At 63.9% G+C, this 17,991-nt stretch carries 17 protein-coding genes and 1 pseudogene; 15 read left to right on the top strand and 3 right to left on the bottom strand.

Annotation, left to right across the window (positions count from 1 at the left end):
• Positions 1-36: 36 nt before the first annotated feature.
• Positions 37-1,239: a cell division protein ZapE gene (zapE, locus tag EOA36_RS06900; protein WP_127276265.1), complete on the top strand. Its 1,203-nt coding sequence runs from the start codon at positions 37-39 to the stop codon at positions 1,237-1,239.
• A gap of 42 nt (positions 1,240-1,281) precedes the next feature.
• Here zapE and EOA36_RS06905 read toward each other — a convergent pair whose 3' ends face one another.
• Positions 1,282-1,710 carry a GNAT family N-acetyltransferase gene (locus EOA36_RS06905; RefSeq protein ID WP_127276268.1) on the bottom strand — a complete coding sequence of 143 codons (429 nt, stop codon included), beginning with the start codon at positions 1,708-1,710 and terminating at the stop codon, positions 1,282-1,284.
• A 215-nt stretch (positions 1,711-1,925) separates the two neighbouring features.
• Between EOA36_RS06905 and mdh the strand changes: the two genes are divergently transcribed.
• The 12 genes from mdh to EOA36_RS38900 all read left to right on the top strand — a co-directional run bounded on the left by mdh (position 1,926) and on the right by EOA36_RS38900 (position 14,833).
• Positions 1,926-2,894, top strand: a complete 969-nt coding sequence (gene mdh, locus EOA36_RS06910) for a malate dehydrogenase (protein WP_127276270.1) — start codon at positions 1,926-1,928, stop codon at positions 2,892-2,894.
• Between the two features lie 11 nt (positions 2,895-2,905).
• The gene (locus tag EOA36_RS06915; RefSeq protein ID WP_127276273.1) at positions 2,906-3,481 is read left to right on the top strand and encodes a hypothetical protein; all 576 of its coding nucleotides are present in this window, start codon (positions 2,906-2,908) and stop codon (positions 3,479-3,481) included.
• Positions 3,478-4,671: an ADP-forming succinate--CoA ligase subunit beta gene (gene sucC, locus EOA36_RS06920; protein ID WP_127276275.1), complete on the top strand. Its 1,194-nt coding sequence runs from the start codon at positions 3,478-3,480 to the stop codon at positions 4,669-4,671. Before EOA36_RS06915 ends, sucC begins: the two co-directional genes overlap by 4 nt.
• Before the next feature lie 4 nt (positions 4,672-4,675).
• A complete protein-coding gene (locus EOA36_RS06925; protein ID WP_064981484.1) occupies positions 4,676-5,047 on the top strand; it encodes a cupin domain-containing protein in 372 nt (123 codons plus the stop codon).
• A gap of 3 nt (positions 5,048-5,050) precedes the next feature.
• Positions 5,051-5,548 (top strand): DUF1579 family protein, encoded by a 498-nt coding sequence (locus tag EOA36_RS06930; protein ID WP_127276277.1) that lies wholly within the window; start codon positions 5,051-5,053, stop codon positions 5,546-5,548.
• A 12-nt stretch (positions 5,549-5,560) separates the two neighbouring features.
• The gene (gene sucD / locus EOA36_RS06935; protein WP_127276279.1) at positions 5,561-6,463 is read left to right on the top strand and encodes a succinate--CoA ligase subunit alpha; all 903 of its coding nucleotides are present in this window, start codon (positions 5,561-5,563) and stop codon (positions 6,461-6,463) included.
• Between the two features lie 97 nt (positions 6,464-6,560).
• Positions 6,561-9,545, top strand: a complete 2,985-nt coding sequence (locus EOA36_RS06940; protein WP_127276281.1) for a 2-oxoglutarate dehydrogenase E1 component — start codon at positions 6,561-6,563, stop codon at positions 9,543-9,545.
• Between the two features lie 46 nt (positions 9,546-9,591).
• Complete coding sequence (gene odhB / locus EOA36_RS06945; RefSeq protein ID WP_127276283.1) at positions 9,592-10,869, top strand: 2-oxoglutarate dehydrogenase complex dihydrolipoyllysine-residue succinyltransferase; 1,278 nt, start codon at positions 9,592-9,594, stop codon at positions 10,867-10,869.
• 35 nt (positions 10,870-10,904) lie between these two features.
• Positions 10,905-11,417 (top strand): hypothetical protein, encoded by a 513-nt coding sequence (locus tag EOA36_RS06950; RefSeq protein WP_245464273.1) that lies wholly within the window; start codon positions 10,905-10,907, stop codon positions 11,415-11,417.
• Positions 11,414-12,169 (top strand): SDR family oxidoreductase, encoded by a 756-nt coding sequence (locus tag EOA36_RS06955; protein WP_127276285.1) that lies wholly within the window; start codon positions 11,414-11,416, stop codon positions 12,167-12,169. The genes EOA36_RS06950 and EOA36_RS06955 overlap by 4 nt, the downstream gene beginning before the upstream one ends.
• 24 nt (positions 12,170-12,193) lie before the next feature.
• Positions 12,194-13,600 (top strand): dihydrolipoyl dehydrogenase, encoded by a 1,407-nt coding sequence (lpdA, locus tag EOA36_RS06960; RefSeq protein WP_127276288.1) that lies wholly within the window; start codon positions 12,194-12,196, stop codon positions 13,598-13,600.
• A 456-nt stretch (positions 13,601-14,056) separates the two neighbouring features.
• Positions 14,057-14,833 (top strand): DUF2867 domain-containing protein, encoded by a 777-nt coding sequence (locus EOA36_RS38900; RefSeq protein WP_348629804.1) that lies wholly within the window; start codon positions 14,057-14,059, stop codon positions 14,831-14,833.
• A gap of 3 nt (positions 14,834-14,836) precedes the next feature.
• On the opposite strand, the gene EOA36_RS06975 is transcribed toward EOA36_RS38900, so the two are convergent.
• Both EOA36_RS06975 and EOA36_RS06980 read right to left on the bottom strand, forming a co-directional pair.
• Positions 14,837-15,907, bottom strand: coding sequence for a TraB/GumN family protein (locus EOA36_RS06975; protein ID WP_127276291.1), 1,071 nt, complete (start codon positions 15,905-15,907; stop codon positions 14,837-14,839).
• Positions 15,908-15,969: 62 nt separating this feature from the next.
• Positions 15,970-16,908, bottom strand: a complete 939-nt coding sequence (locus EOA36_RS06980) for a tyrosine recombinase XerC (RefSeq protein WP_127276294.1) — start codon at positions 16,906-16,908, stop codon at positions 15,970-15,972.
• Positions 16,909-17,023: 115 nt separating this feature from the next.
• Between EOA36_RS06980 and rimM the strand changes: the two genes are divergently transcribed.
• Together rimM and EOA36_RS06990 are read left to right on the top strand one after the other, a co-directional pair.
• The gene (gene rimM / locus EOA36_RS06985) at positions 17,024-17,623 is read left to right on the top strand and encodes a ribosome maturation factor RimM (RefSeq protein WP_127276297.1); all 600 of its coding nucleotides are present in this window, start codon (positions 17,024-17,026) and stop codon (positions 17,621-17,623) included.
• A pseudogene (locus EOA36_RS06990) lies at positions 17,620-17,991 on the top strand (tRNA (guanosine(37)-N1)-methyltransferase TrmD); the annotation flags it as partial. The gene rimM and the pseudogene EOA36_RS06990, both read left to right, overlap by 4 nt.

The following is a 17,991-nucleotide window of genomic DNA, read 5'->3' on the forward strand; positions in this document are numbered from 1 at the left end:
CTCTTGAGCATACCGCTCCGAACAACGACGTGACCGATGCATCTGCGTGACGGCCTCCAGACCCATGCGACCGTCCGGCAGCGCTACGACCATCTGGTGGTATCAGGCGCGATCGGACGCGACCCCGCGCAGGAGGAGATCGCCGCCGCGCTCGACCGGCTGACCGACGAGATCTCGGCCAAGCGGCTTGCGCAAAAGTCCAGCGCGCTGGGCTGGCTGTTTGCCCGCAAGCGCGAGACGCAGGAGGCGGTCAAGGGCCTCTACATCCATGGCGGCGTCGGGCGCGGAAAGACCATGCTGATGGACATGTTCTTCGAACTCTTGCCGGTCAGGCGCAAGCGCCGCGTCCATTTCAACGACTTCATGGCCGACGTGCAGGACCGCATCCAGAAGCACCGGCAGGCGCGCAAGGAAGGCACGGTCAGGGAAGACGATCCGATCCCGCCGGTGGCCAAGGCGCTCGCCGAGCAGGCCTGGGTGCTGTGCTTCGATGAATTTTCGGTCACCGACATCGCCGACGCCATGATCCTGTCCAGGCTGTTCTCGGCACTGTTCGCCAGTGGGGTCGTGCTCGTCGCCACCTCGAACGTGGCGCCTGAAGACCTCTACCGTGACGGGTTGAACCGCCAGCTCTTCCTGCCGTTCATCGCCATACTGAAACGCCATGCTGAGGTGCTGTCGCTGGACAGCGACAAGGACTACCGGCTGGAAAAGCTTGCCCGCACGCCTGTCTACGTCATGCCGGCGGATGCGGCTGCCGACGAGGCGCTCGACGAGGCCTGGCAGGCGATGACGCACGGGGCGCCGACGGCCGAGACGTCGCTGACGCTGAAGGGCCGCAAGGTGGCCGTGCCGGCCGCCGCCGGCGATGCGGCGCGCTTCTCCTTTGCCGACCTGTGCGAAAAGCCGCTCGGCGCGCGCGATTACCTGGCGATCGCCGGCCGGTTTTCGACCGTCTTCATCGACCATGTCCCGGTGCTGGGCGAAGGCAAGCGCAACGAGGCCAAGCGCTTCATCCTGTTGATCGATACGCTCTACGACCATCATGTGCGCCTGGTGGTGAGCGCGGATGCGCCGCCGCACGAGCTTTATGTGGCTAAGCGCAGCGTCGAGGTGTTCGAATTCGAGCGCACGGCCTCGCGTCTGATCGAGATGCAGAGCCGCGACTGGCTGGACGATTGGGCCGTGCGGCGGAAGGCGAAGGCTGCCCCGGCTGACGCGTCACGGGCGCAGGCATAAGAGCTCAATCTTGTTCCATAGAGATCCTGCCAGCTCCAAAATCTACAGCCGATACACATACATCACAAATGTCTCCGCCTCGGCATGCGGCTCCTTGCGCGCCTCGTAAAGCGCTCGGGCCGGCAGATTGTCAAGTTCGGTGCCGACCCAGGCCTCCTCGCAACCATGCTCCCTGCCGAGCGCGAACATGGCGTCGAGCATTTTGCGCGCAATGCCCTGGCGCCGGAAGGCCGGCGAGACGCCGACCTCGTCGATATAAAGTTCGGTCGGCTTGTCCGGATGGCGGTGGATGACCGCCGCGCATTGGCCGACGACCAGGCCCTCGACGAGGGCGACGATCATGAAATGGCCCGATTGCGCGAGATAACTGGCCAGGCGATCGGGCCTCACCGGCTCGTCGAACACGTCGTCGGCAACCCGCATCACAAGGGCGTCATCGCCGGGATAGAGCCTTCTGATCTCGACCGTCATTGTGTAAATTCTCCCAAGTCGGCTTACAAATTTTGACGTTTACGTAAATCCCAAACGCTCTAACCGATTGAAAATGCAGGGGTTGAAATAATCGTTTGAATTTATTTCGCACCGGAGCTATTGGGTGCGGCGATATCAGCGGTTCCCCGCAGCATTCCGGCCTCTTCCTCGACGCCGTGTTGGCGTCGCCACAGACAAAGGGAAATCATCCTCACATGGCACGCAACAAGATAGCGCTTATCGGCTCTGGCATGATCGGCGGCACGCTCGCGCATATGATCGGCCTCAAGGATCTCGGCGACGTGGTCCTGTTCGATATTGCCGAGGGTATTCCGCAGGGCAAGGGGCTCGATATCGCGCAGTCATCGCCGGTCGATGGTTTCGATTCCCGGCTGACCGGCGTCAACGACTATGCCGGCATCGAGGGCGCTGATGTCTGCATCGTCACCGCCGGCGTGCCGCGCAAGCCGGGCATGAGCCGCGACGACCTGCTGGGCATCAACCTGAAGGTCATGGAGCAGGTCGGCGCCGGGCTGAAGAAGTACGCGCCGAAGGCCTTCGTCATCTGCATCACCAACCCGCTCGACGCCATGGTGTGGGCGCTGCAGAAGTTTTCCGGCCTGCCCAAGACCCACGTCGTCGGCATGGCCGGCGTGCTGGACTCCTCGCGCTTCCGCTACTTCCTGGCAGAGGAATTCAAGGTCTCGGTCGAGGATGTCACCGCCTTCGTGCTCGGCGGCCACGGCGATTCCATGGTGCCGATGATCCGCTATTCGACGGTGTCGGGCATTCCGCTGCCCGACCTGATCAAGATGGGCTGGACCTCGAAGGAAAAGCTCGACCAGATCGTGCAGCGCACCCGTGACGGCGGCGCCGAGATCGTCGGCCTGCTCAAGACCGGCTCGGCCTATTACGCGCCGGCCGCTTCGGCGATCTCGATGGCCGAAGCCTATCTCAAGGACAAGAAGCGCGTGCTGCCCTGCGCGGCCCACCTCTCCGGCCAGTATGGCGTCAAGGGCACCTATGTCGGCGTTCCCGTGGTGATCGGCGCCGGCGGTGTCGAGCGCATCATCGAGATCGATCTCAACAAGAGCGAGCAGAAGATGTTCGACGCTTCCGTGGCGACGGTGCAGGGCCTGACCGACGCCTGCGTCAAGATCGCGCCGCAGCTCGCTTCGAAGTAGGATTTCTAGAGGTGCGCAACGCACTGCAAATAGCTTTTGGGCTGCTGATTCTGATGGTCGGCGTCGTTGCCCTTTGGCTTATGCTCAGTGCTGGTGCAGGCTATCTTTTCGGATTGGACAAAGCGATCGTTCCTGCTGCACTTGCAGCTTTGGTTGCGGTATTTTTGGCCCTCTTCACATTTTGGAAAGAGCGTTCCAAAGCACGGAGTGAAGCTCATAGAGAAAAAAAGATTGAAGTTTATTCGATCTTTTTTGATATAGTTTTTAGTGTTCTCAGGAAAATGAAAGAGGTAGGTGGGTCGGATGCTTACCTCGAATCCAAAGAATTCAAAGATCAGTTCTTTGATCTTATGAAAGGTGCAACTTTCTATGGCTCACCAGGCGTTGTCAAAGCGCTTAGTGATTGGAGGACGGATACAGCATCTGAAAGCGATCCGTTGCATTCAATAAAAATGGTAGGGTCGGTGCTGCTTGCCATGCGCAAGGATATCGGCCTGAGCAATTTTGGCATCGACAATCTCACGATCCATCAAATCTACGTAAACGACGATATCCGAAAGCTCGGACAAGCTAAGGTGACCGCATGAACATCCATGAATATCAAGGCAAGGCGCTGCTGAAGTCGTTTGGCGCGCCGGTGGCCGAAGGCGTGCCGGTGTTCAAGGCAAGCGAGGCGGAAGCCGCGGCCAAGGCGCTGCCCGGCCCCCTCTATGTGGTGAAGAGCCAGATTCACGCCGGCGGCCGCGGCAAGGGCAAGTTCAAGGAACTCGGCCCCGACGCCAAGGGCGGCGTGCGGCTGGCGAAGTCGGTCGCAGACGTCGTCGCCAACGCCAACGAGATGCTCGGCCACACGCTGGTGACCAAGCAGACCGGGCCTGCCGGCAAGCAGGTCAACCGCCTCTATATCGAGGACGGCGCCGACATCGAGCGCGAGCTTTACCTGTCGATCCTGGTCGACCGCTCGGTCGGCCGCATCGCCTTCGTCGTCTCGACCGAAGGCGGCATGGACATCGAGGCCGTCGCGCACGACACGCCGGAAAAGATCATCACCGTCGCCATCGATCCGGAAAAGGGCGTGACGGCGGATGATGTCAAGGCGCTCAATGGCGCGCTGAAGCTCGACGGCGACGCGGCCAAGGATGGCGGCACGCTGTTCCCGATCCTCTACAAGGCCTTTGTCGAGAAGGATATGAGCCTGCTCGAGGTCAACCCGCTGATCGTCATGAAGAACGGCCGGCTGCGCGTGCTCGACGCCAAGGTTTCGTTCGACAACAACGCGCTGTTTCGCCACCCCGACCTGATGGAACTGCGCGACACCACCGAAGAGGACGAGAAGGAGATCGAGGCGTCGAAATACGACCTCGCCTATGTCGCGCTCGACGGCAATATCGGCTGCATGGTCAACGGCGCCGGCCTTGCCATGGCGACCATGGACATCATCAAGCTCTATGGCGCCGAGCCCGCCAACTTCCTCGATGTCGGCGGCGGCGCGTCGAAGGAGAAGGTGACGGCGGCGTTCAAGATCATCACCAAGGACCCGGCGGTGAAGGGCATCCTGATCAACATCTTCGGCGGCATCATGAAGTGCGACATCATCGCCGAAGGCGTGATCGCCGCGGTCATGGAAGTCGGCCTGAAGGTGCCGCTGGTGGTGCGCCTTGAAGGCACCAATGCCGAGCTCGGCAAGAAGATCATCAACGACAGCGGCCTGAACGTCGTGTCGGCCGATGATCTCGACGACGCGGCCAAGAAGATCGTTGCGGCGGTGCAGGGCTGAGCCGGTGCCTCCGCGCAAGATAAACCTGGTCGAGGCGGCGGATCAAAAGATCAGCAAGGTCTTCGATCCGCATATCGCCGGCGACGTCAATGACAGCCAGGCGAAGGTCGCCAAGTTCGGCGCGACCTTCGACTGGCACGCGCATGACAATGAGGACGAGGCGTTCCTAGTGCTTCGCGGGCGCATCGCCATCGATTTCCGCGACGGTCCGGTCGAGCTCGGCGAGGGCGACTTCATCGTCGTGCCGCGCGGCGTCGAGCACCGGCCGCGTTCGCTCACCGCCGAGCCCGTGGTGCTGATGTTCGAGCCGGCGACGACGCTCAACACCGGCAACGCCAAGAGCGACCTTACCGTCACCGATCTGAAGCGGCTCTGACTGATGAACGCGGCGTCCTTCTCTTCGCTCTCGGCCGATCACCAGCGCCTGCAGGCGCTGGTCGGTGCGTGGCGCGGCGAGGAAGAGGTGGCGGATACACAATGGGCCGATGGCGGTGCGGCGACCAGCGAAGTGCTGGCTGAGGCACAGTTCGGCGGCCAGTTCGTGGTGCAGCGTTATCGCCAGCGCCGCGACGGCACGATTTCGTTTGGTTCGCACACCGTGTTTGGTTTCGACCAGCAAAATGGCGTCGTCACCATGCACCAGTTCGATTCGATGGGCTTCGTGCCGGTGTCGCCTGCCACCGGCATATGGAACGGCAGTGAACTCAATCTGGAACGGTCGTCGCCGCGCGGTTTTGCGCGCGTGACGTATATTTTCGACGATAACGACACCTACCGCATGCGATTGCAATTCAAACCCGCCGGCAGCGATGGCTGGCAAGACATGGTGAGCGGCGTCTACCGGCGCGTCTCGCCTTCCTCGATCAACGGTTTTTAGAAAAGGGCTCCGATGTCCATTCTCGTCGACAAGAACACCAAGGTGCTGGTGCAGGGCCTGACCGGCAAGACCGGCACGTTCCATACCGAACAGGCGCTGGCCTATCACGGGACAAAGATGGTCGGCGGCATCCATCCCAAGAAGGGCGGCGAGACCTGGAACGGCTCGAAGGGCGAGAGCCTGCCGATCTTCGCCACTGTCGCCGAAGGCAAGGAAAGGACGGGCGCCAACGCCTCCGTCATCTACGTGCCGCCGGCTGGCGCGGGCGAAGCCATCATCGAGGCGATCGAGGCTGAAATCCCGCTCATCGTCTGCATCACCGAAGGCATTCCGGTGATGGACATGGTCAAGGTCAAGGCGCGGCTCGACCGCTCCAAGTCGCGGCTGATCGGGCCGAACTGCCCGGGCGTGCTCACCCCCGACGAATGCAAGATCGGCATCATGCCCGGCAACATCTTCCGCAAGGGCTCGGTCGGCGTTGTTTCGCGCTCGGGAACGCTTACCTATGAGGCTGTGTTCCAGACCACCAATGTCGGCCTCGGCCAGACCACCGCCGTCGGCATCGGCGGCGATCCCGTCAAGGGCACCGAGTTCATCGACATGCTCGAGATGTTCCTTGCCGACGACGAGACCAAGTCGATCATCATGATCGGCGAGATCGGCGGCTCGGCCGAGGAAGACGCCGCGCAGTTCCTCAAGGACGAGGCCAAGCGCGGCCGCCGGAAACCGATGGCGGGCTTCATCGCCGGGCGCACCGCACCGGCCGGCCGCACCATGGGTCATGCGGGCGCGGTCATCTCCGGCGGCAAGGGCGGCGCCGAAGACAAGATCGCGGCGATGGAATCGGCAGGCATCAAGGTTTCGCCCTCGCCGGCGCGGCTGGGCACGACCTTGGTCGAGGCGATCAAGGGTTAAGTGAGTAGGCAGTAGTGAATAGGGACTAACGGTGAGTAGCAGCTGACTGCTCACCATTCCCTTCAAAAGGAGACGGAGCCAGGCTCCGCGGACAAAAATGGCACGACAAGATCAGGCCAACGACCGGTTTTCGCTCACCTCTTTCCTCTATGGCGGCAATGCCGATTATATCGACGCGCTCTACGCCGCCTATGAGGACGATCCCGCTTCGGTCAATCCCGAGTGGCAGGAGTTCTTCGCGGGTCTGAAGGACGATGCCGGTGATGTGCGCAGGAACGCCAAGGGCGCTTCCTGGGCAAAACCCTCCTGGCCGCTGCAGGCCAATGGCGAACTGGTGTCCGCGCTCGACGGCAATTGGGGCATTGTCGAGAAGCACCTGGAAAAGAAGGTCAAGGACAAGGCGGTCACCAACGGGGTCGTGCTGTCCGACGCCGACGTGCACCAGGCGACGCGCGATTCGGTGCGTGCCATCATGATGATCCGCGCCTTCCGCATGCGCGGCCATCTGCACGCCAATCTCGACCCGCTCGGCATTGCCAAGCTCGAAGACTATAACGAGCTGTCGCCGGAGAATTACGGCTTCACCGAAGCCGACTACGACCGGCCGATCTTCCTCGACAATGTGCTTGGGCTCGAATTCGGCAGCATCCGGCAGATGCTGGAGATACTCACCCGCACCTATTGCTCGACGCTCGGCGTCGAGTTCATGCATATTTCCGATCCCGAGGAGAAGGCCTGGATCCAGGCGCGGATCGAAGGCGCCGACAAGGAGATTTCCTTCACCGCCACCGGCAAGAAGGCGATCCTGCAGAAGCTGGTCGAGGCGGAAGGCTTCGAGCAGTTCATCGACGTCAAGTACAAGGGCACCAAGCGCTTCGGCCTGGACGGCGGCGAGTCGCTGATCCCGGCGCTCGAGCAGATCGTCAAGCGCGGCGGCCAGCTCGGCATGAAGGAGATCGTGCTCGGCATGGCCCATCGCGGCCGGCTGAACGTGCTTTCCCAGGTCATGGCCAAGCCGCACCGCGCCATCTTCCACGAGTTCAAGGGCGGCTCGGCCGCCCCCGACGAGGTCGAAGGCTCGGGCGACGTGAAGTACCATCTCGGCGCCTCGTCCGACCGTGAGTTCGACGGCAACAAGGTGCACCTGTCGCTGACCGCCAACCCCTCGCATCTGGAAATCGTCGACCCGGTGGTGATGGGCAAGGCGCGCGCCAAGCAGGATTATCTGTTCGGCCGTGGCCGCGAGGAGATCGTGCCGCTGGAGGAACGCGCCAAGGTGCTGCCGCTGCTTCTGCACGGCGACGCCGCTTTCGCCGGCCAGGGCGTGATCGCCGAAATCCTCGGCCTGTCGGGCCTGCGCGGCCACCGCGTCGCCGGCACGCTGCACTTCATCATCAACAACCAGATCGGCTTCACCACCAATCCGCGTTTCTCGCGCTCGTCGCCTTATCCGTCCGACGTCGCCAAGATGATCGAGGCGCCGATCTTCCACGTCAATGGCGACGACCCGGAAGCCGTGGTGCACGCCACCAAGGTGGCGATCGAGTTTCGCATGAAGTTCCACAAGCCGGTGGTCGTGGACATGTTCTGCTACCGCCGCTTCGGCCACAATGAGGGCGACGAGCCGGCCTTCACGCAGCCGCTCATGTACCGCAACATCCGCACCCACAAGACGACGGTGCAGATCTATGGCGACCGGCTGATCGCCGAAGGCCACATCACCCAGGCCGAACTCGACCAGCTCAAGGCCGACTGGCGCGCGCATCTGGAAGCCGAATGGGAAGTCGGCCAGGCCTACAAGCCCAACAAGGCCGACTGGCTCGACGGCGCCTGGTCGGGCCTGCGCACGGCCGACAACCAGGACGAACAGCGGCGCGGCAAGACCGCCGTGCCGGTCAAGACGCTGAAGGAAATCGGCAAGAAGCTGACCGAGGTGCCGAAGGGTTTCGAGGCGCACAAGACGATCATCCGCTTCCTCGAGAACCGGCGTCAGGCGATCGAGTCCGGCGAAGGCATCGACTGGTCGACGGCGGAGGCGCTGGCCTTTGGCGCGATCCTGCTCGACGGCAACCCGATCCGGCTTTCGGGCCAGGATTCCGAGCGCGGCACCTTCTCGCAGCGCCATTCCGTGCTTTACGACCAGCGCGACGAGACCCGCTACATCCCGCTCAACAATCTGTCGGCGGCGCAGGCCGGCTACGAAGTCATCAACTCGATGCTGTCGGAAGAGGCGGTGCTAGGCTTCGAATACGGCTACAGCCTGGCCGAGCCGAAGGCGCTGACCTTGTGGGAGGCGCAGTTCGGCGACTTCGCCAACGGCGCCCAGGTGGTGTTCGACCAGTTCATCTCGTCGGGCGAGCGCAAATGGCTCAGAATGTCGGGCCTCGTCTGCCTGCTGCCGCACGGCTATGAAGGCCAGGGCCCAGAACATTCCTCGGCCCGGCTGGAGCGCTTCCTGCAGCTTTGCGCCGAAGACAACATGCAGGTCGCCAACTGCACGACGCCGGCCAACTACTTCCACATCTTGCGCCGGCAGCTGAAGCGCGACTTCCGCAAGCCGCTGATCTTGATGACGCCGAAATCGCTGCTGCGCCACAAGCGGGCGGTGTCGACGCTGCCGGAAATCTCGGGCGAAAGCTCGTTCCACCGGCTGCTGTGGGACGATGCCCAGCTGCTGCCCAACCAGGCGATCAAGCTGACCAAGGATTCCAAGATCCGCCGCGTCGTGCTGTGCTCGGGCAAGGTCTATTACGACCTCTACGAGGAGCGCGAGAAGCGCGGCATCAACGACATCTACCTGCTGCGCGTCGAACAGCTCTACCCGTTCCCGGCCAAGGCGCTGATCACCGAGCTGTCACGCTTCCGCAATGCCGAGATGGTGTGGTGCCAGGAGGAACCCAAGAACATGGGCGCCTGGTCGTTCATCGATCCGTATCTGGAATGGGTGTTGGCGCATATCGACGCCAAGCATCAGCGAGTGCGCTACACCGGCCGTCCCGCGGCCGCGTCGCCGGCGACCGGCCTGATGTCAAAGCACCTTGCCCAGCTCGCCGCCTTGCTCGAAGACGCGCTCGGCGAATAGGCAGAACTGGGCGAATAGAACTGAACCGAAAGAACGGACAGGCACAATGGCTACCGAAATCCGCGTCCCCACCCTGGGCGAATCCGTCACCGAAGCGACCGTCGGCAAATGGTTCAAGAAGGTCGGCGATGCCATTGCCGCCGACGAGCCGCTGGTCGAGCTCGAGACCGACAAGGTGACGGTGGAAGTGCCTGCCGCCGCCGCCGGCACGCTCGGCGAAATCACTGTAAAAGAAGGTGAGACGGTCGGCGTCGGCGCTCTGCTCGGGTCGATTTCGGGCGGTGGGGCGGCTGCTCCCGCGACCAAGCCGCAAGCGGTGGCGCAGGCGTCCAGCCCCGACGCGGCGCAGACCACCAAGCAGGCCGCGGCCGAGACTGCCAAGGTTGCCGGCGATGCCGGCTCGGTCGAGCCACGCACCATGCCGCCGGCGCCGGCCGCGGCAAAGCTGATCGCCGAGAACAATCTGTCTGTCGACCAGCTTTCCGGCTCGGGCAAGCGTGGCCAGGTGCTGAAGGGCGACGTGCTCGACGCCATCTCCAAGGGCGCGCCGTCGCAGCCGGCCGAAACGCCAAAGGCGGCGCCGGCACCGGTTGCCGTGCGCGCGCCGTCGTCCGGCGACGATGCTTCGCGCGAGGAGCGCGTGCGCATGACCAAGCTGCGTCAGACCATCGCGCGCCGGCTGAAGGAAGCGCAGTCGACCGCCGCCATGCTGACCACCTTCAACGAAGTCGACATGTCGGCGGTGATGGCGCTCAGGACCAAATACAAGGACGTGTTCGAGAAGAAGCACGGCGTGAAGCTCGGCTTCATGGGTTTCTTCACCAAGGCCGTCACGCACGCGCTGAAGGAAATCCCCTCGGTCAATGCCGAGATCGACGGCACCGACATCATCTTCAAGAACTATGCCCATATCGGCGTCGCGGTCGGCACCGAAAAGGGTCTCGTGGTTCCGGTCGTGCGCAATGCCGATCAGATGTCGATCGCCGAGATCGAGAAGGATATCGGCCGGCTGGGCATCGCCGCGCGCGACGGCAAGCTGTCGGTCGCCGACATGCAGGGCGGCACCTTCACCATCTCCAATGGCGGCGTCTATGGCTCGCTGATGTCGACGCCGATCCTCAACGCGCCGCAGTCGGGCATTCTCGGCATGCACAAGATCCAGGACCGGCCGGTCGTGGTCGGCGGCCAGATCGTGATCCGGCCGATGATGTATCTGGCGCTCAGCTACGATCACCGCATCGTCGACGGCAAGGAAGCGGTGACCTTCCTGGTGCGGGTCAAGGAAAGCCTGGAGGATCCGGAACGGCTGGTGCTTGATCTCTGAGGCGGTCGGATGGCGGGTTGCGGCAGGGGTGGCCAATGATGGCCCGTTTGCTTGGGCTCGCCGGACCGGTCGTGCTGGTGGCCGGCATTCTCGCGCCTGTTGCAAATGCCCAGGCCGCCTGTCCAATCGAGCTTGCCGTTTACGGCGATGCACAAAGTGGCGCCGAGATCGACTTCACCCCGACAGGCACCTCGGCCACAGTCACCAACACGTTTCGCTTGATCCTCGACAACAATGTGGTGCTGAACGGCATCGTCATGTGGACCCAGGACGTATCGCGGCCAAACGGCGCGCTGATGTACAAATGCCCGGAGGGTGACGTGACCGGCGCCGAGCTTGCCGCCTGCACGCTGTGGAACGGCGTCATCTATACGGCCGATGACAAGGGCGCTGTCGGCCTGTTGCCGGCCGAGGGCGTAGAGGCGCCAAAGACGCTGATCCTGCCCGATCTCGGGCCAGTGCTCAGGCAATCCCGAGCCTACGGCGGCGGCACCGGCTTCTCGAAAGTGCCCTCGGATGTGTTCTCGATGAAGGGGTGCCAGGAATGACCACGATGCAAAAAGTGCTGCTGGTCACCGGCGGCAGCCGCGGCATCGGCGCCGCTATCTGCCGGCTCGGAGCCAAGGCCGGCTATCGTGTCGCGGTCAATTACGCCTCCAACAAGGCTGCCGGCGATGCGCTGGTTGCCGAGATCAGGGCCGGCGGCGGCGACGCTGTTGCCGTCAGGGGCGATGTCGGCAAGGAAACCGACATCGTGGCCATGTTCGGCGCCGTCGACCGCGCCTTTGGCAGGCTCGATGCCTTCGTCAACAATGCCGGCATCGTTGACGTCAAGGCGCGCGTCGACGAGATGGATGTGTCGCGGCTGGAGCGCATGATGCGCATCAATGTCGTGGGCTCGTTCCTGTGTGCCCGCGAGGCGGTCAAGCGCATGTCGACGCGGCATGGCGGTTCGGGCGGTGCGATCGTCAACATCTCGTCGGCGGCGGCGACGCTGGGTTCGCCCGGCGAATATGTCGACTACGCCGCCTCCAAGGGCGCCATCGACACCTTCACCATCGGGCTTGCCCGCGAGGTGGCTCTGGAAGGCATCCGCGTCAATGCGGTGCGGCCTGGCATCATCGACACCGAAATCCACGCCTCCGGCGGCCAGCCCGACCGGATCGAACGGTTCCGCGACCTGCTGCCGATGAAAAGAGCCGGTACCGCGGATGAAGTCGCCGGCGCGGTCCTCTATCTTTTATCCGATGCCGCGTCCTATACGACGGGCGCGATCCTGAATGTCAGCGGCGGCCGCTGAGCCCCAAGCAAAAGGGAAACAAACATGGCTTATGACGTGGTTATCATCGGCTCTGGACCGGGCGGCTATGTCTGCGCCATCAAGGCGGCACAGCTCGGGCTGAAGGTCGCGGTGGTCGAGAAGAATGCCACCTTCGGCGGCACCTGTCTCAACATCGGCTGCATCCCGTCCAAGGCGCTGCTTCATGCCTCGGAGATGTTCGCCGAGGCCGGCCATTCCTTCGACGCGCTGGGTGTCGAAATCCCGGCGCCCAAGCTGAACCTGAAGAAGATGATGGCGCACAAGGACGCGACGGTGTCGGCCAACGTCAACGGCGTCGCCTTCCTGTTCAAGAAGAACAAGATCGATGCCTTCCGCGGCACCGGCAAGGTTGTCGCCGCCGGCAAGGTCTCGGTGACCGGCGAGGACGGCAAGGTCGAGGAGATCGAGACCAGGAACATCGTTATCGCCACCGGCTCCGACGTCGCCGGCATTCCCGGCGTCAAGGTCGACTTCGACGAGAAGGTGATCGTGTCGTCGACGGGCGCATTGTCGTTGGAGAAGGTTCCCGGCCATCTGGTGGTGGTCGGCGGCGGTGTCATCGGGCTCGAGCTCGGCTCGGTCTGGGCACGGCTCGGCGCCAAGGTCACCGTGGTCGAGTTCCTCGACACCATCTTGGGCGGCATGGACGGCGAGGTGTCGAAACAGTTCCAGCGGCTGCTCTCCAAGCAGGGCTTCGAGTTCAAGCTCGGCGCCAAGGTCACCGGCGTCGCCAAGGCCAAGAAGGGCGCGACCGTCACCTTCGAACCGGTGAAGGGCGGGGCGGCCGAGACCATCGATGCCGACGTCGTGCTGATCTCGACCGGGCGCCGCGCCTTTTCAGACAGCCTTGGGCTGAAGGAAGCGGGTGTCGAGGTCGACGAGCGCGGCCGGGTCAAGACCGATGGGCATCTCAGGACCAACGTGCCCGGCATCTATGCCATCGGCGATGTCATCGCCGGGCCGATGCTGGCGCACAAGGCCGAGGACGAGGGCGTGGCGGTGGCCGAAACCATCGCCGGCCAGGCCGGCCACGTGAACTATGATGTCATTCCGAGCGTCGTCTACACCAGTCCGGAAATCGCCTCGGTCGGCAAGAGCGAGGAGGAGCTGAAGAAGGCCGGCATCGACTACAAGGTCGGCAAATTCCCCTTCACCGCCAACGGCCGCGCCCGCGCCATGCTGCACACCGACGGTTTCGTGAAGATCCTCGCCGACAAGCAGAGCGACCGCGTGCTCGGCGTGCATATCGTCGGCTTCGGCGCCGGCGAGATGATCCATGAGGCGGCGGTGCTGATGGAGTTCGGCGGCTCGTCGGAGGATCTGGCCCGCACCTGCCACGCGCATCCGACGATGTCGGAAGCGGTGAAGGAAGCGGCGCTGGCCACGTTCTTCAAGCCGATCCACATTTAGGGTTGTCTTGATATTCAGGTGATGCCGGCCTGCGAACGAAGGGTCGGTTCGGCCTGCCCTGAATCTCAAAACACCCCGTGCTCGTCGCCCAAAACAAAACGGCCCGCCATTCGGCGGGCCGTTCGTCTTTGATATCGAGCCGATCAGTTGGCCGGTGCCGGAGCCGGTGCCGGAGCTGGCGCGGGGGCCGGCGCGGGCGCTGGTGCAGGAGCCGGGGCGGGCGCGGGCGCCGGTTCGGCTGGCTTGGCCGGTTCGGCAGGCTTCATCGGTTCAGCCGGCGCGGGTGCCGGGGCCGGGGTGCTCGCCGCTGGCGGCTCGGCGGGTGCCGGGTGCTCGCCGCTTCTTCCGAAAACGTAATACGCGACAATCGCCAGAATAACGACGACCAGCGCAATCAGCCAAGGGCTGCCGCCGCCGCCGCCGCTTGGCCTAGGAGTGTCGTTTGGTGTGTTCGCCATGAAAGTGTCCTCCGTGGATGAAAATTATCAATCAACAGACATCAACGCGCTATCGTTGAACAGGTTTCACGCTAGCGAAGGGACACGCCGAAAATACGACGGGCAGATCCGCCAGTTGCCATCCGACTCAATTGACAGCGGCGACAGTATAGCCGGCTTTACGAAAATCCTCGACCAGTCCCTCTGGATCGGGAAGTGCGGCGCGCCGACCGCGATGAACGCGTCGGTCAGGCGGCGTTTCGCCACGCAGCCAGCCACACCAGCGGATGCTATCGTTGGTTACGAGGGATTTGCCGGTATGACGCCCACTGCACGGACTTTTCCTGATCCCGAAGGTGCTCTTGCCGGCGCTCAGTTCGCCGACCGATATGTGCTGATAACCGATGGCCTTGCCCTGACCGCCATTGGCGCGGCCGAACGCGTGCTGGGGCGGACACCGGGATGGGTCGGCCTGCTGACGCAGCTGCGCAACCTCGCGGTCAGGCCATTTGGGCTGAAAACGGGGGCGGAACCCGACGCGCCGCCGGAAAGCAGGATCGGCATATTTCCGCTCATCAGCCAGGCACATGGCAGGGTCGTCCTTGGGCTGGACGACCGGCATCTCGATTTCCGCATCCTGGTGGAGGTGAACGATCTCGGCGCGGGCCGGCAGGAGGTGGCTGCGTCGACGATCGTGAAGACGCATAATCTGCTTGGGCGGACCTATCTCGCCATCATCATGCCGTTTCACCGCATCATCGTTCCGGCGATGCTGGCTCAGGTCCTGATCAAATAGGGCTTAAAGCCCCACCGCCGTGACGGTATAGCCGGCTTTGCGGAAATCCTCGACCAGTCCCTCGGGACCGGGAAGATGCAGCGCGCCGACCGCCATGAAGGCGTTGCCCTTGGCCAGGATCGGCCCGGCATGATCGACCATCACCTTGTTGCGGCTGGTGATCATGGTCTCCTCGAAGGCGGCGTAGCCCGCAGGGTCGTTCTGCTCGTCGGGCATGGCGGCGCGGAACAGCGGCCAGAACATGCCGGTGTCGCCACGCTGGTAGAGCACGATCATGGTCTCGTTGATGTCGTTGACCTTGTCGCCCAGCTTCAGCGTGTCGACCAGACCCTTCATGTGAAAGGCGAGCGGCAGCGAAGCCATGGCGCGCAGCTGGCTCTCGGCTGTTTCCAATCCTTCCACCGGCTTGCCCGCCGCCTTGGCGCTCTCGGCCAGCTTGACGTCAAGCACCGGCGCTCCGCTGGACTGGCGGGCGAGTTCGCAAGCCGGAAGCGCCATCATGGCCGACAGCATCCACGGCTTCATCTTGGCGACCGTTGCCGGCGGGATGCCGCGCGCGTCGAGCGCGGCGTTCATGGCTGCCGCCTCGTCCGGCGACAGCAATGACGACAGCGTCGTGGAGTCGGTGAACATCATCAGGTCCGGCTCCTTCAGCATCGCCGTCATCATCTTCTGCTTGTCGAGCACGTCGGTGGTCTCGATGATGAGGGTGCCGGCGGCGTCAAAGGCCTTCTGTGCATAGGCCGGCAGCGTGGTGACGCGCGGATCGGTCATGTGCATGGTGCCGAACAGGTAGGATGGCTGTTCGCCTGATTTTTCCAGCTTCCACAGCAGACCCTTGCCGTTGAGCGTGGCAGCGGCCTCTGCCTCGATCTTGTCGTAGGTGGCGGGGCTGCCCTTCTGCAAGGCCGACAGCATGTCGGCGCCAGTGCAGGTCGGGATTTCCGCGTGCGCCCTGCCGGCCGCGAACAGCAGGACAGCAAGGAAGGATAGGAAAAACAGCACGTTGAGCGCGACAAGCAGCTTCAGCGAGATGGAAGCTGCACGGTCGGCGATGGCGATGACGCGTTTCATGGTCCCATTCCTAGGACCGAAAAGCGGCAAAACCGTTAATCGGGACGGCAAAATTGAAGGGTTCAGGCTCTGGGATGGGCCGATTCGTAGATTTCCAGCAGTCTCGTCGTGTCGACGCCGGTGTAGATCTGCGTCGTCGACAGGCTGGCGTGGCCGAGTAATTCCTGGATGGTGCGCAGATCGCCGCCTCGGCCGAGCAGATGAGTGGCGAAGGAATGGCGCAAGGCATGCGGCGTCGCTGTATCGGGCAGGTTGAGCGCCGAGCGCAGTTTTGCCATGTCGCGCTGGATGATGGCCGGGTTGAGCGGGCCGCCGCGCGCGCCCCGAAACAGCAACTCCTTTGGATCGAGATGGTAGGGACAGAGCCGGCGGTATTCGGCGATAGCCCTGAGCGCGACCGGCAGCACCGGCACCAGCCGCGTCTTGCCGCCCTTGCCGGTGACGCGCAGCACGGTGTCGGCTTCAGATGCCAAATCGGCGGCGCTGAGGCCAAGCGCTTCCGAAATGCGCAGGCCCGAGCCGTAGAGCAGCGTCAGCACGGCGGCGTTGCGGGCGGCGATCCAGGGTTCTTCGGCCAGTTGACCCTCGACGGAGACCACCTGCCTGGCATCGCTCGCCGTCAGCGGCTTGGGCAGCGATTTGGGCTGGCGTGGCGCCCGCAGGGCCGCGGCGCCCGCCGCATTGGCCAGGCCTCGCCGTTCGAGGAATCGCAGCAGCGAGCGGATGCCTGCCAGCCCGCGGCCGAGCGTGCGAGCGCCGGCGCCGGCATTGCGCCGGGCGGCGAGGAAGCCGCGCAGATCGGCCGGGCGCAGATTGGCGATATCGGAAATGCCGGGCGGTCCGCCGATATGGCCGGTGAGGAAGTGCAGGAACTGGCGAGAATCGCGCTCATACGCCTCGACGGTTTGCGGCGACAGCCGGCGTTCGCGCGCCAGCATCTTCAGCCAGTTTTCACGCGCCGCCTGGAGATCGGGTTTTGCCGGTATGAGGAATTCCTGCATCGGGTCTGTTCCGGTTCGCGGTCATTTTCCGGCAGCCGGGTTAGGAAGCGGTGAAGAGCCCGTCATTGAAATGACGGCGGGGCGGCGCTAGAGCAGGGACAAAGGATTTTTCGCCATGAGCAAGCTCCAAAACCCCGTCCAGATGGCCGTGATCGGTGCCGCCCACGGCATCAAGGGCGAGCTCCGGGTGAAAACCTTCACCGGCGATCCAATGGCGCTGGCAGACTACGGGCCGCTCTACGCCAGGGACGGCCGTGCCTTCCAGATCACCGACATAAGGCCCGCCAACACCGTTGTCGTGGTGCGCTTCAAGGGCGTCAGCGACCGCAACGCGGCCGAAGCGCTCGCCGGCACGGAGCTGTTCGTCGACCGTTCGATGCTGCCGGACGATGGCGAGGAGGACGAATTCTACCATGCCGACCTGATCGGGCTGGAAATCCGGGATGATACCGGTGCTGCCATCGGCAAGGTCGTCGCGGTGCACAATTTCGGCGGCGGCGACATCCTCGATGTGACGCTCGCCGGGCGCAAGGGCGTGCTGATCCCGTTCACGCAGGCCGCCGTGCCTGCCGTGTCGATCGCCGAGGGGTTCGTCCGCGTCGACCCGGTGGCGGCCGGCCTGGTCGAGGACGAGGATGGCGAGGCGCCGCGCGAGGACGATTTCGATCCCAAGGGCCGGCCGCGCGGACCGCGTGACGCCGGGGGCAACCGGTGAGCTTTGCCGCGTCGGTGCTGACGCTCTATCCCGAGATGTTTCCGGGCGCGCTCGGCCTGTCGCTGGCCGGGCGGGCGCTGGAGGCGGGCACCTGGTCGCTTGATGCGATCCAGATCCGCGACTTCGCCACCGACCGCCACCGCACCGTCGACGACACGCCGGCCGGCGGCGGCGCCGGCATGGTGATGCGCGCCGATGTGCTGGCGAAGGCGATCGACCATGCCTCGCCGCCGGGAGATGCGCGCCCCCGCCTGCTGATGAGCCCGCGCGGCAAACCACTGACGCAGGCGCGCGTGCGCGAACTCGCCGCCGGGCCGGGCGCTGTCATCCTGTGTGGCCGCTTCGAAGGCGTCGACCAGCGGGTGATC

It is taken from the genome of Mesorhizobium sp. M8A.F.Ca.ET.021.01.1.1 (assembly GCF_003998025.1).
In the GTDB taxonomy this organism is placed as follows: domain Bacteria; phylum Pseudomonadota; class Alphaproteobacteria; order Rhizobiales; family Rhizobiaceae; genus Mesorhizobium.